11 protein-coding genes are annotated in these 13,277 nt (G+C 69.2%); 5 read left to right on the top strand and 6 right to left on the bottom strand.

What is annotated here, in order from left to right; all coding sequences use genetic code 11:
• Positions 1–318: 318 nt before the first annotated feature.
• Positions 319–1,536, top strand: a complete 1,218-nt coding sequence (locus CMO28_RS01170) for an ABC transporter substrate-binding protein (RefSeq protein WP_062768476.1) — start codon at positions 319–321, stop codon at positions 1,534–1,536.
• Positions 1,537–1,656: 120 nt separating this feature from the next.
• On the opposite strand, the gene CMO28_RS01175 is transcribed toward CMO28_RS01170, so the two are convergent.
• The 6 genes from CMO28_RS01175 to mobB all read right to left on the bottom strand — a co-directional run bounded on the left by CMO28_RS01175 (position 1,657) and on the right by mobB (position 7,296).
• Entirely contained in the window at positions 1,657–2,484 is an 828-nt protein-coding gene (locus CMO28_RS01175; RefSeq protein WP_062768473.1) for a family 1 encapsulin nanocompartment shell protein, read from the bottom strand.
• Positions 2,485–2,531: 47 nt separating this feature from the next.
• Complete coding sequence (locus tag CMO28_RS01180; protein WP_296708375.1) at positions 2,532–2,915, bottom strand: encapsulin-associated ferritin-like protein; 384 nt, start codon at positions 2,913–2,915, stop codon at positions 2,532–2,534.
• A gap of 155 nt (positions 2,916–3,070) precedes the next feature.
• A complete protein-coding gene (locus CMO28_RS01185; RefSeq protein WP_323755050.1) occupies positions 3,071–3,979 on the bottom strand; it encodes a ZIP family metal transporter in 909 nt (302 codons plus the stop codon).
• 70 nt (positions 3,980–4,049) lie between these two features.
• Positions 4,050–5,276: an MFS transporter gene (locus tag CMO28_RS01190; RefSeq protein ID WP_296708379.1), complete on the bottom strand. Its 1,227-nt coding sequence runs from the start codon at positions 5,274–5,276 to the stop codon at positions 4,050–4,052.
• Between the two features lie 161 nt (positions 5,277–5,437).
• On the bottom strand, positions 5,438–6,613 hold the full coding sequence (locus CMO28_RS01195; RefSeq protein ID WP_296708382.1) for a benzoate/H(+) symporter BenE family transporter: 1,176 nt from the start codon (positions 6,611–6,613) through the stop codon (positions 5,438–5,440).
• Positions 6,614–6,729: 116 nt separating this feature from the next.
• Positions 6,730–7,296: a molybdopterin-guanine dinucleotide biosynthesis protein B gene (gene mobB, locus CMO28_RS01200; RefSeq protein ID WP_296708384.1), complete on the bottom strand. Its 567-nt coding sequence runs from the start codon at positions 7,294–7,296 to the stop codon at positions 6,730–6,732.
• Between the two features lie 332 nt (positions 7,297–7,628).
• Between mobB and CMO28_RS01205 the strand changes: the two genes are divergently transcribed.
• Genes CMO28_RS01205 through nirB form a run of 4 tightly spaced genes read left to right on the top strand, consistent with a single transcriptional unit; the run spans position 7,629 to position 13,266 of the window.
• Entirely contained in the window at positions 7,629–9,083 is a 1,455-nt protein-coding gene (locus CMO28_RS01205) for a CmpA/NrtA family ABC transporter substrate-binding protein (protein ID WP_296708387.1), read from the top strand.
• Positions 9,084–9,100: 17 nt separating this feature from the next.
• A complete protein-coding gene (gene ntrB, locus CMO28_RS01210) occupies positions 9,101–9,919 on the top strand; it encodes a nitrate ABC transporter permease (RefSeq protein ID WP_062768457.1) in 819 nt (272 codons plus the stop codon).
• Positions 9,920–9,946: 27 nt separating this feature from the next.
• Positions 9,947–10,774 carry an ABC transporter ATP-binding protein gene (locus CMO28_RS01215; protein ID WP_296708394.1) on the top strand — a complete coding sequence of 276 codons (828 nt, stop codon included), beginning with the start codon at positions 9,947–9,949 and terminating at the stop codon, positions 10,772–10,774.
• Between the two features lie 14 nt (positions 10,775–10,788).
• Positions 10,789–13,266 (top strand): nitrite reductase large subunit NirB, encoded by a 2,478-nt coding sequence (gene nirB, locus CMO28_RS01220; RefSeq protein WP_296708396.1) that lies wholly within the window; start codon positions 10,789–10,791, stop codon positions 13,264–13,266.
• Positions 13,267–13,277: the final 11 nt, after the last annotated feature.

A 13,277-nucleotide genomic window follows, 5' to 3' on the forward strand; every position in this document is an offset into this window, starting at 1 on the left:
TGGTTGAAGCCACGAACGCCGTTACCGCTTTTGGGCGGTGACGGCGTTTTTTCCTTTCATGCAGCCCCTCGAATACAGCATCATCTTTCCCAAGACGGCCCGGGAGTGAGGTTTCATGTTCTATGAAACATCTCCCGATCAGATCAAAGGATGCGGATCATTCCGGATCGTGACATGCCTGACCGACGCGCTGGGGAGCGGGTTGCGGCGGGCATGTCGGGCAGCGGCGTTCCTGCAGGGAGAGCAGGCCGTCGCAGACCCGCCGGGACCACGCGGGGACCATGGCCGTCGGCCCCGATCCGCCCAGGGAGGATACAGATGAACACCAGGAACGCGATCGCTGCCGCGGTTCTTGCGACCATGACCGGCCTCGCCGCGGGGGCGGCTCAGGCCGAGATCTCGGACAATGTCGTGCGCATCGGCGTGCTCAACGACCAGTCGGGCATCTATGCCGACGTCACCGGCCAGGCCTCGGTCATCGCCGCCCGCATGGCGGTGGAGGATTACGGCGGCAAGGTCAAGGGCGTGCCGGTCGAGGTGATCTTCGCCGACCACCAGAACAAGCCGGATATCGGGTCCAACATCGCCAACCAGTGGTACGACCGCGACGGCGTCGACGTGATCGTCGACGTGCCGACCTCGTCGGTGGGTCTGGCGGTTCAGAACATCGCCAAGGAAAAGGGCAAGCTGCACCTGAACGCCGGTGCCGGCACCTCGGACCTGACCAGCAAGGCCTGCTCGCCCACCGGCATCCACTACGTCTACGACACCTATGCGCTGGCGACCGGCACCGGTTCGGCGCTGGTCGGTCAGGGCGCCAAGAAGTGGTATTTCATCACCGCCGACTATGCCTTCGGCCATGCGCTGGAGCGTGACACCACCAACGCGGTGAATGCCGCGGGCGGCGAGGTGGTGGGCGGTGTGCGCGCACCCTTCCCGACCACAGACTTTTCGTCCTTCCTGCTCCAGGCGCAAGGCTCGGGCGCGGACGTGATCGGCCTGGCCAATGCCGGTGGCGATACCGTCAACTCCATCAAGCAGGCGTCGGAGTTCGGCATCACCCAGGGCGGGCAGAAGCTGGCCGGCCTGCTGGTGTTCATCAACGACATCCATGCGCTCGGCCTCCAGGTCGCGCAGGGTCTGGTGGTCACCACCGGCTATTACTGGGACATGAACGACGAGACCCGCGCCTTCGCCAAGCGGTTCCAGGAGAAGGCCGGCAAGATGCCCAACATGCTCCAGGCGGGCATCTATTCGGGCGTCACCCAGTATCTGAAGGCGATCGAGGCCACCGGTTCGGATGACGGCAAGACCGTGGCCGACCAGATGAAGGCGACCCCGATCAACGACTTCTTCGCCAAGAACGGCCATATCCGCCCCGACGGCCGCATGGTGCACGACATGTATCTTGTCGAGGTGAAGAAGCCCGAGGAGTCGAAGGGCCCCTGGGACTATTACAAGGTGCTGGCCACCATCCCGGGCGATCAGGCCTTCCGCCCCATGGACAAGGGTGAGTGCCCGCTGGTCAAGAAGTAAGCGGCCAGACCTTAAGACCTGAGGTTATCATACGAAACGCCGCCATCCGGGTCCGGATGGCGGCGTTTCGTCGTTCAGCTCCGGCCTCGGACGGCCGCAGCGGCATCACTTGCCGGGGCATCACTTACCGGCGGGCACCTTGCCGACATCGGCGCCGATGGTGCAGATCGCCTTGGGATCGTCGATGCGCAGCACCAGGCTTTCCGACAGGTAGAGGTGATGGTGAATGCCGTCATGCGAGCCATAGCCGGCACGCAGATCCTGGCCGATCACCAGCACGCCGACCCGCGGATCGACCAGCACGCCGCCTTCGATCGGCGCCTTGAAGATGCCGACGGTGCAAACGCGGGAGATATGCTCCAGCTGCAGCACGTCGCTGCCGTCATAGCGGCGGAACAGCGAGTTGTAGAGCCGGGGCGACAGGGCCAGCGCATAGGGGCCGCGCAGGCCGCTTTCATCCAGCCTGTTCACCGCGGCGAGCACGTCCTGCAGCGCCTGATCGATATTCGCCCAGTCTCCGCCCTCGATCTCGTGGCGGCCGCGGGCGCTCAACAGGCCTTCGAGGCCGAAATCGGGGTTGCCGTAATAGATCATCTCCTCTTCGCGCGCGGCCACGGCCTCGGCTGCATCCTCGACCGGGTCGAGGTTCAGCGGCTGGCCCTGATCGGTGGAAGAGGCGATGCGCCGCACGCTCAGCCGGAAGCCCTTGCGCAGCATCGGCACCGAAATCGCGCGGCTCATCACCGCGCCGGCCTCGTCGGGGCCGGGGTCGCGGCAATAGTCGTCATTGCCGATCTCGATCGAGGTCAGGCCCACACCATAGGGGCCGTCGACCTCCAGAAAGCGGCGGCCGGTCAGCGCGTCGCGGGCGGCATCGATCGCCGCCTCGTCGATCCGGCGCCAGAGATCGGTGCCGAAGGGGGCCTGGGAACGGTTCAGGTAATCCATCTCGTGAAACTCCTGGCAATAGACGGCAAGGGACAGACGGGGCCGGATCAGCGGCGCTTCTTCATGCGGCCGATGGTCAGGCCGTCACCGCCGCCGCCCTCTCCGCCACCGCCCGTCTCGTCACCGCCGCCGGTGGCGCTTTCCTCCACCTCGGTGATCGGGCCTTCGGTGAACAGATAGGTCTTGATCTGCTCGGCAAAGTCGCCGTCGTTCCGGCGCAGCCATTCCAGCGTCATCATGGCGTGCTCGATTTCCTCGCGCATATTGTGCAGCAGGATCTCGCGCAGCTCGTCGTCCTCGCAGTCATCGGCCCGCTGGCGGTACCAGTCCACCGCCTCCAGCTCTTCCATCAGCGACGAGATTGCATGATGGAGCGCCAGGGTATGGCGGCTCAGCTTCTCGCGCGGGGCATGCAGGACCTCTCCGGCCATCTGCTCGTCTCCTTCTTCGTTTCGTCGCGCCGGTCGGCCGGCGCCATCTCGTCCAGGGCAGCGGTCTGCAGGGCCGCCGCTTCGTGTTTCCGTGGTCCCGGTTTTCCCGCCGCCACAGCCGTCAAACCCAAGCCGGCGTCAAACCCAAGCCGGCCTCAACCGAAGCCGGCGGCGATTGCGGTCATAACGGCAAAGCCGGCGATCAGTGCCCAGCTCGCCCCCATCTCCTGGCCATGACGATGGGTTTCGGGGATCATCTCATGGCTGACGACGAAGATCATCGCGCCAGCCGCGAACGCCATGGTCCAGGGCAGCACCCCGGCACCCAGCCCGGCAAGGGCGACGCCCAGGCCGCCGCCGATGATTTCCAGCGCGCCGGTGCCGAAGGCGACCAGAAGTGCCGTCATACGGCTGGCCCCGGTCATCATCATGCCCACCGCCGCGACGAAGCCTTCCGGCAGGTTCTGGATCATGATGCCGATCGCCAGCGCAATGCCCTGGCCCAGATCGCCGCCGCCCTCGGCCCCCGAGCCGCCGAGCCCGACGCCGACCGCCAGACCTTCGGGCAGATTGTGGAGCGCGATCGCCAGCACCATCAGCAGGGCCGGCGCCATCCGCCGGGCATCGATCGCCGCCATTCCGCCGCCATCGACCACCAGAAGCGCATCGCCGCCCGCCGCGACCATGGCCGGGCTGCCGGGTCCATGGGGGCTGCGCAGGGTGTGGTCGACCGCCTCGTCATCCTGCTGGACATGCAGATGCGGCACCACGGCGTGCAGGGCCGCGATCGCCGCGGCCCCCAGCCCGATGGCGACCCCGATGCCGAGGGCGCCCCAGAGCGCGCCATAGCGGGCGACCGAGCTTCCAAGCGCCGGCACCAGCAGCGACAACAGAGCGGCGGCCAGCATCACGCCCGCGGCACCGCCCAGCAGCAGGTTTTCCCGCCGGATGCCCGGCCGTCGGATCACCAGCACGGGTAGCGCGCCGAGACCGGTCGCAAGGCCTGCAAGCAGGCTGCCGCCCAGGCCCAGCCAGACCGGATCTATGGATGCGAGATCAGGTATGGTGTCCTCCGATCATCGGTCCTGCTGCTGCCCGGATCATGGCCAGAATATGGGGCACGTGCATGACGGATCAACCGTTGCCACGGTCCTCCCCCGAAATCATCACAGGCGGAGGTGGGCCGTCCCTGCCGATCCTGCGGAAGGCGGCAAGGCCGATCAGCCCGCCCGCCGCCAGCACCGCGAAACCCGCCGCCCAGCCCAGCGGGTCGCCGTCGCCCCCTGCCCCGTCGAGCGCCAGACCGAAGGTGATCGGCGACAGGATCGCGCCGCCGAAGCCCAGCAGCGCATGCATGGCCATCGCGGCCCCGCGCACCGACGGATCGCTTTCGGCGACCGCGCCCGCGGTCAGCGAGGCGCTGTCGGCCATGACCATCAGATTGTAGACCGCCACCACCACCAGCACGAGGGCGAGCGGTGCGCCGGCGACCGCCGCGGTCACGCCGGCCAGCACCGCCGTCACCGACATCGCGACCGTGATCCAGCGCCGACGACCAAGCCGCATCGCCATCTCGTTGCCGAAGAAACTGGTCAGAATCCCCGAGGCGATGATCGCGCCGCCCAGGCTGCTGGCCCAGGCGGCCGCGGCGCCGGCATGGACCAGAAAGGCCACCAGCCAGCTGCGCAGGCCGAACATCTCCCAGCAATGGCCGGCATAGGCGAGCGTATAGGCGATGGCCCGGCGGTTGCGCAGCACCGGCCGGAAATCCGGCGGCATCCACCAGGAGCGATGGCGGATGCCGGCGGCCGGCGCGGGCGGCGGTGTTGCCGGCACCGCGATCAGCGCCAGCACCAGCGCCGTGGCCGCCAGTGCCCCCGCCGACCAGAACCCGGCCTGCCAGCCGCCGGCGGCGGCCACCAGCCCCGCCAGCCAGACCGACAGCCCGGCCCCCAGCGAGAAGCAGGCGGTATAGCTGGCGACCGCCCGGCTGGCCTTGGGGCCGCGGACATGGTCGCTCAGGATCTTGAGGCCGGGCATGTAAGACCCGGCGAAACCGGCACCGGCCAGCGCCTGGAACAGGCCGGCCGACAGTGGCCCGGTGGCAAAACTGCCGAAGCCGAGCGTCGCCAGCGCGATCAGCGTCAGCGAGCCGATATAGACCCGCCGGGCATCGACCCGGTCGGTGGCACCGGTCAGCACCGGCACCGCCGCGACATAGCCCACGAAGAAGGCCGAAGAAATCCAGCCGGCCGTGCCGTTGCTGAGGCGCCAGTCGTCGCGCAGCAGCGGCAACAGGGCCGGATAGCACCCATAGGCCGCCATGGACAGCACCTCGCACAGGCACATCACGGCGATCATGCGAAGGGTTCGGGGCGGGGGCGCGCCGGAACCGGGCTCAGGGGGGCTGGACAGTTCTGCTGACACGGCGTTCCGGCTCTCCGCTGACGGATGACGCCGCAAACCTTAGCGCGCGAAGACGGTGCGCACACGCGCCCATGCTGCAACCCTGACAGCCCCGGTCATGCGGAACCGCGCACCACGTCGCGCCGCCGGGCCAGCAGGCGCCGGGCCGCCAGCACCAGGAAGCCGGTCACCAGCCCCCAGAAGGCCGAGCCGATGCCGAACAGGGTGACACCCGAGGCCGTGGCGGCGAAGGTCATCACCGCCACCTCTCGGTCGTCGGGGTTCGACAGCATGCCCGCGATCGACCCGGTGAGCGGGCCGAGCAGGGCCACGCCGGTGATGATCTGGATGGTGTCGCGCGGCAGCCCCATGAACAGATCGACCAGCGGTGCCGAAAACAGGGCCAGCAGCACATAGAAACCCGCATAGGCGATGCCGGTGACCCAGCGTCGGCGCGGGTCGGGATGGGCATCGGGGCCGGTGCAGATCGCGGCGGTGATCGCCGCCAGATTGACCGCATGGGCGCCCATCGGAGCCAGCAGCAGCGAGGCGAGGCCGGTGAGCGTCAGCACCGGCCGGGTGGGCGCGGTATAGCCGGCCTGGGCCAGCACCACGAAACCCGGCAGGTTCTGCGAGACCAGCGTCACCAGAAACAGCGGCAGGCCCAGGCTGATGATCACCGCCGGATCGAAAACCGGCATCACCGGCACCAGGCTGCCGAAGAGGTCGCCGTCATGCGGTGCGGTGAAATTGCCGCCCAGCACCACCGCCGCGACCGCCACCACCAGCACGATCAGCAGGGCGAAAGTCGGCGCGCGCTGCCGGGCGACCACGAAGACGATCAGCACCAGCCCCGCGAGCAGGGCATCGCTCTGGAAGGCGCGGAACAGCGACATGCAGAAGGGCAGCAGCACGCCCGCGAGCATGGCGGCGGCGACGGCCGCCGGGATCCTGGCGGCCAGCCGGCCCAGCGCCGGCACCAGCCCCAGGATGATCATCATCAGCGCAGCCGCCATGAAGGCGCCGGTCGCTTCGGCCCAGCCAGCATGAAGGGTCGAGGCGGCGAGCAGGGCCGCCCCCGGTGTCGACCAGGCCAGCACCACCGGCATGCGCAGCCGGAAGCTGAGCAGCGCACCGGGCAGCGCAATGCCGAGACAGAGGGCGGTGACCGCCGAGGTGATCTGATCGGGTGTGCCGCCCAGGGCCTGGCCGGCCTGGACGATCAGGGCGACGGTGCCGCCGAAGCCGACCAGGGCGGCGATGAGGGCAACGGAGAGCGAAGCGAGCGGCAAGGGATGGGGTCCCGGAGACGGCTGGGGAGAGGACCGCACTTTCCGCCATACGGGCCGCCGGCGCAAGCGTTCCACGCGAATGTTATGACGTTTCCATCGACTAAACCGATGGTTTATCAGGACCAGGAGGGCCACGCCTCAGACAGCACGAAACCTGCCACGGCATGCAGATCGTCGCGGCCGAAGATCGGCCGCCCACCCAGCATGTCGCGGTCGAGGGCCGCGCAGGTCAGGGCTGCCGGGTCGGGCACGACGACACCCAGGATCCGGTCGTCGCGCGGATAGAGCGGCCAGCGCGCATCGCGCCGGCCGGGGGCCAGCACCTCCAGCCGCGGATGGCCGGCGCCGGCGAAGCCTTCGACGATGGCGATATCCGCCGGCCCGGCAAGGGTGAGCCAGCGGCGCAGCTGGTCCGCCGGATCGGGTTCCGAAACGCCGTCCGGCGCGGTCGCCGGCTCTTCCCGCAGCACACCGACCAGGCCGCCGCCGCCCACCACCACAGCGGCCGCCCCGGCCCGGCGATGACGGTCGCTGTCCTTGCCCGGCCGATCCAGATCCGGGCGGTGATGGCTGCGCTTCACGGTGACCACCTGCCGCCCCCCGGCCGCAAGCAGCGGGATCAGCCCCTCGATCAGCGTGGTCTTGCCGCTGTTGCCGGGCCCCACCAGGCCGATGATCCGCATGTCCCCTCCCCGATCCGGCTGATCCGTTCCGCATACCCGTCACGCCGCCGGTTGGCAAGTCGGGGTCGATCCATAGACCCGATATAGACCCGAAAGCCCCTATACGAGACCCGGGTATGATCATTTAATAGTCATATAAGGCGCATAGCTCATAGATTAGGCATATCTTCGCATCACGCCGCTCAATCTCGCCCCGCACGCGCCGCACCAAAAGCGTTGTGCAGCGCGGGATACAGCCGGAATGCAGGGCTTGGCACGGAACTTGTAGATACCTTGGTGTCGATACTAAGAGACCCCCCGCCTGCTGCCGCCATCTGCGAGAGCCTGAGCCCATGACCGACAAGATCATTCCGCCCGCCTCTCCCGACGCCTCCGCCGCCGCGGATGCGCGCCGCTTCCGGATCAGCCGGCGGGGGCTGCTGGGGGCCGCCGCGACGCTGGCCGCCGCAAGGCTGCTGCTGCCGGGCGGCGCCTTTGCCGCCGCGACCAGTCTGGCACCCGAGAAGACCGACCTTGCCATCGGCTTCATTCCGCTGACCGATTGCGCCCCCCTGGTCATCGCCCATGAGAAGGGATTCTTCAAGCGCGAAGGCCTGAAGGTCATCCTGTCGAAAGAGGCGTCCTGGGCCAATATCCGCGACAAGATGACCATCGGCGCACTGGATGCCGCCCATATGCTGGCCGGCATGCCGATCGCCGCGACCCTGGGCCTCGGCGCCATTCCCCAGGCGCAGGTGACCGCCCTGTCGCTGGACCTGAACGGCAATGCGATCACGCTGTCCAACGCGCTCCATGACCGGATGGTTGCGGCCGACCCGGCGGCGATGGCCGAACGGCCGATGACCGCCCGGGCGCTGAAGGCGGTGATCGATGCCGACAAGGCCGCCGGCAAGGCGCCGCTCACCTTCGCCGCGGTCTTCCCCGTCTCGTCGCATATGTACGAGCTGCGCTACTGGCTGGCCTCGGCCGGGATCGATCCGGATGCCGACCTGCGCATCATCGTGATCCCGCCGCCGCAGATGGTCGCCAATCTGCGTGCCGGCAATTGCGACGGCTATTGCGTGGGCGAGCCCTGGAACGAACGCGCGGTCGAGGCCGGCATCGGCAAGGTCGCGATCACCAGCGTCGAGCTTTGGGCCAATCAGCCCGAAAAGGTGCTGGGCGTCGCCGCCGACTGGGCGGAGAAGAACCCCGCGACCCACGAGGCGATGCTGCGCGCAGTGATCGCCGCCGGCCAGTGGCTGGACGATCCGGCGAACCGCGCGGAGGCCGCCGACATCATCGCCGGCCGCGCCTATGTGAATGCACCGGCCGAGGTGGTGCGGATGTCGATGACCGGCACCTTCCGCTATGCCGCCGACGAGGCACCGCGCCCGCTGCCCGATTTCAACGTCTTCAGCCGCTATGCCGCCAACTTCCCCTGGATCAGCCATGCCGAATGGACGCTGACCCAGATGATCCGCTGGGGCCAGATCGACCGGCCGATCGACATCGCCGCCACCGCGGCCGCGGTCTACAGACCCGACCTCTACCGCAAGGTCGCGGCCCAGATGGACATTGCCGCACCGACCATCGATCGCAAGCCCGAAGGTATCAACACCTCCGCCTGGACCCTGACCCGGGCGACCCGGCCGATCGCCATGGGCCCGGATGTGTTCTTCGACGGCACCCGCTTCGATCCGGCCGACCCGGTCGGCTATATCCGCCAGTTCGCGATCAAGGCCCCGGCCGTGGACCTGACCGCGCTTGCCGCCGCCCAGACCACCCCGCGCGCCAGCGCCGCCTGAGCCAGGAGCCCGTTCCCATGGCCGACATCTCCCTCGACGGTGCCGCAAAGGGCACCGGCATCGGACGGCGCCTCGGCCTTGTGGCCGAGCGCATCGTCTGGCCGCTTCTGACCCTCGCCGTCGCCCTCGGCGGCTGGACGCTGATCCAGCAGACGGTGGCGACCGACCTGCCGGGCGTTGGTGAAACCCTCGCCCGCGGTATCGAGCTGTTTTCCGACCCGTTCTACATCGCGGGGCCCAACGACCAGGGCATCTTCTGGCAGCTGCTCTATTCGCTGGGCCGGGTGCTGGCGGGCTTCGGCCTCGCCTGCCTGATCGGCCTGCCGCTGGGCCTGTTGATCGGCACCAGCCAGGCGGCCTCCCGTGCCTTCACCCCGTTCATCGAGGTGATGCGCCCGGTCAGCCCGCTCGCCTGGCTGCCGATCGGCCTGCTGCTGTTCCGGGCGGTCGACCCCTCCGCGATCTTCGTGATCCTGATCACCAGCATCTGGCCGGTGATCCTGAACACCGCCGCCGGCGTGCGTGCCGTGCCGGCCGACTACGTCCAGGTCGGCCGCGTGCTGCGCCTGGGCCGGCTTGCCATGTTCCGCCGCATCCTGCTGCCCGCCGCCCTGCCCTATGTGCTGGCCGGCATGCGGCTGTCGCTCGGCACCGCCTGGATGGTGATCGTGGCGGCAGAAATGCTCACCGGCGGGGTCGGCATCGGCTTCTTCATCTGGGACGAGTGGAACAACCTCTCGGTCCCCAGCATCCTGGTGGCGATCGTCCTGATCGGGCTGGTGGGCATCGCACTCGACGCCGCCATGGCCGCCGTTCAGCGCCGCCTTTCCCACTGAGACGGCCTACTGAGAGGGACGATCCCGATGACCAACCGACCGCATCTCTCGATCGAAGGCGTCGATCTCGACTTTCGCCCCCGCGACGGTGTCCGACCCATCCTGCGCGGCATCGATCTGAAGATCGCCCGTGGTGAATTCGTGGCGGTGATCGGCCATTCCGGTTGCGGCAAATCCACCCTGCTCAACATCGTGGCCGGGCTGATCACGCCCGAGCGGGGGGCCATCCTGCTCGACGACAAAGTGGTCGATGCCCCCGGCCCCGACCGGGCAATGGTCTTTCAGGCCCATGCCCTGCTGCCCTGGCTGACGGTGCGCGAGAATGTGGCGCTGGCGGTGGATCAGGTGCATCGCCGGACGATGGATGCCGCCGCCCGCGCGCAGCTGATCGACGAACATCTGGCGATGGTGCGTATGGACCATGCCGCGGCGCGCCGGCCGCACGAGCTGTCGGGCGGCATGCGCCAGCGGGTCGGCATCGCCCGGGCGCTGGCCATACGTCCGGCCGTGCTGCTGATGGACGAGCCCTTCGGCGCGCTCGACGCGCTGACCCGCGCCCGGCTTCAGGACGAGTTGATGGCCATCCAGGCCGATCTGTCGATGACGGTCATGATGGTGACCCACGATGTCGACGAGGCCGCCCTGCTCGCCGACCGGGTGGTGATGATGACCGAGGGCCCGGCCGCGCGGATCGGCCGGATCGTCGACATCCCCCTCGCCCGCCCGCGCCGCCGCGCCCAGGTGCTCCGCGATCCCGCCTTCATCGAGGCGCGGGTCCAGATGCTGTCCTTCCTGCACGGCGATGCCGTGGAGGATGCCGATGCGGCGGCGATGCTCGCCGTCGCGGCGGAATGAGCGGAGGCCGCCCGATGAACACGCCCCGAGACCGCATCCTCGTCATCGGCGCCGGCATGGCCGGCACCCGGCTGGTTCAGGAGCTGATCGCCCTGGCGCCGGGTGCCTGCGACATCGCCCTGATCGGCGCCGAACCCCATACGCCCTATGACCGGATCATGCTCTCGCCCGTGCTGGCGGGAGAGAAGACGGCAGAGGCGATCCGCCTGCTGGACGACGACTTCCTCGATCGCCATGGCGTGAGCTTTATGGCCGGCGACGCCGTGACCGGCATCGATCGGGTGGCACGGCGCGTCACCACCGCCGCCGGCCGGCTGCTGGACTATGACCGGCTGGTGCTGGCCACCGGATCGCAGCCGATCCGCCTGCCGCTGCCCGGGGCGGCGCTCAAGGGCGTCGTCACCTTCCGCGACCTCGGCGATGTCGACACCATGCTGGCCCTGGGCCGGCCCGGCGCACCGGCCGTTGTGATCGGCGGCGGGCTGCTCGGCCTTGAAGCCGCGGCCGGGCTTGCCGGGCGCGGCATGAAGGTGACGGTGGTCCACCTGGCCGGCCATGTGATGGAACGCCAGCTGGATGCCGAGGCCGGCGGCATGCTGGCGGACGCCCTCGCCGCCCGCGGCATCACCACGGTCACCGCCGCGAACAGCCGGGCGATCCTGGACGACGGCACCGGCCGGGTTGCGGGGCTGGAACTCGCCGATGGCCGGGTGCTGCCGGCGGAGCTGCTGGTCATGGCGGTGGGTATCCGGCCCGAAACCGGCCTCGCCCGCGCGGCGGGGCTGGAGGTCGGCCGCGGCATCCTGGTCGACGACCGGCTCGGCACCTCGGATCCGGCGATCGCCGCACTCGGCGAATGCGTCGAATTCGACGGTCAGTGCTTCGGTCTGGTGGCGCCGCTCTACGATCAGGCGAAGGTGCTGGCGCGCGCATTGGCCGGCCGGCCCGGCGACGGCTTCGCCGTCCGCCCCACCGCCACGCGGCTCAAGGTCTCGGGCGTCGACGTGTTCTCGGCCGGCAGTCTGGGCGGCGCGGATGCCGAAGAGATCACACTGCGCGATGCCGCCCGCGGCAGCTATCGCAAGCTGGTGATCCGCGACGACCGGCTGGACGGCGTGGTCATGTATGGCGATGTCGCCGACGGCCCCTGGTTCTTCGAGACCATGCGCAAGGCGGAAGCCCTCGGCCCGCTGCGCGACCGGCTGATCTTCGGCCCGGCCTTCGCCGCCGGCCCCTCGGCCACGGGTGCCGATGCCGCGACCGCCGCCGTAGCCGCCCTCGCCGACGATGCCGAAATCTGCGGCTGCAACGGCGTGTGCAAGGGCGCGATCACCGCGGCGATCGCGGGCCAGGGCCTCACCAGCCTCGACGAGGTCCGCGCCCATACCAAGGCCTCCGCCTCCTGCGGGTCGTGCAGCGGCCAGGTGAAGGCGCTGCTCGGCCTGTGCCTGGGCGGGTCGGCACCGGCGGAGGCAGAGGATGCCGATCCGGCGATCTGCAGCTGCACCGACCTCGGCCATGACGCGGTTCGCGCACGGCTCGGCGATCTGCCGGCCATGACCGCGATCGAGGCCATGGCGGTGCTGGGCTGGAAAACGCCCGAAGGCTGTTCGAAATGCCGGCCGGCGCTCAACTACTACCTGCTCTGCACCCATCCGGCTGCCGGTGTCGACGACCCGGCCTCGCGTTTCGTGAACGAGCGCGTGCACGCCAACATCCAGAAGGACGGCACCTTCTCGGTCGTACCGCGGATGTGGGGCGGGTTGACCTCGGCCACGGAGCTGCGCGCCATCGCCGATATCGTCGACCGCTACGACATCCCGACCGTGAAGGTGACCGGCGGCCAGCGCATCGACCTGCTGGGCGTGCGCAAGCAGGACCTGCCGGCGGTCTGGCGCGACCTCAATGCCGCGGGCATGGTCTCGGGCCATGCCTATGCCAAGGGGCTGCGCACGGTGAAGACCTGCGTCGGATCGGAATGGTGCCGCTTCGGCACGCAGGATTCGACCGGGCTCGGCGTCAGGCTCGAACGGATCACCTGGGGCGCCTGGATGCCGCACAAGTTCAAGATGGCGGTCTCGGGCTGCCCGCGGAACTGTGCCGAAGCGACGATCAAGGATTTCGGCGTGATCTGCGTCGACAGCGGCTACGAACTGGTGGTCGGCGGCAATGGCGGCATCCATCTGCGCGGCACCGACCCGCTCGCCAAGGTCTCGACCGAAGCCGAGGGGATCGAGATGTGCCTGGCCTTCATCCAGTTCTATCGCGAAGACGCCCGCTATCTGGAGCGCACCGCGCCCTGGATCGAGCGCATCGGCCTGGATCGGGTGAAGGCCGTGGTGGTGGCGGATGCCGCCGCCCGCCAGGCGCTCGCCGCCCGGTTCCTGGCCTCCCAGACCCATGCCCAGGTCGACCCCTGGGCAAGCCTCGCCGCGGCACCCGGCGCCGAGTTCGCCGCGATCGACGTCCCCGCCCGCCGGGCGGCCGAGTGAGGAGGCGCGAG

Source organism: Tistrella sp., assembly GCF_002684955.1.
GTDB lineage: Bacteria > Pseudomonadota > Alphaproteobacteria > Tistrellales > Tistrellaceae > Tistrella > Tistrella mobilis.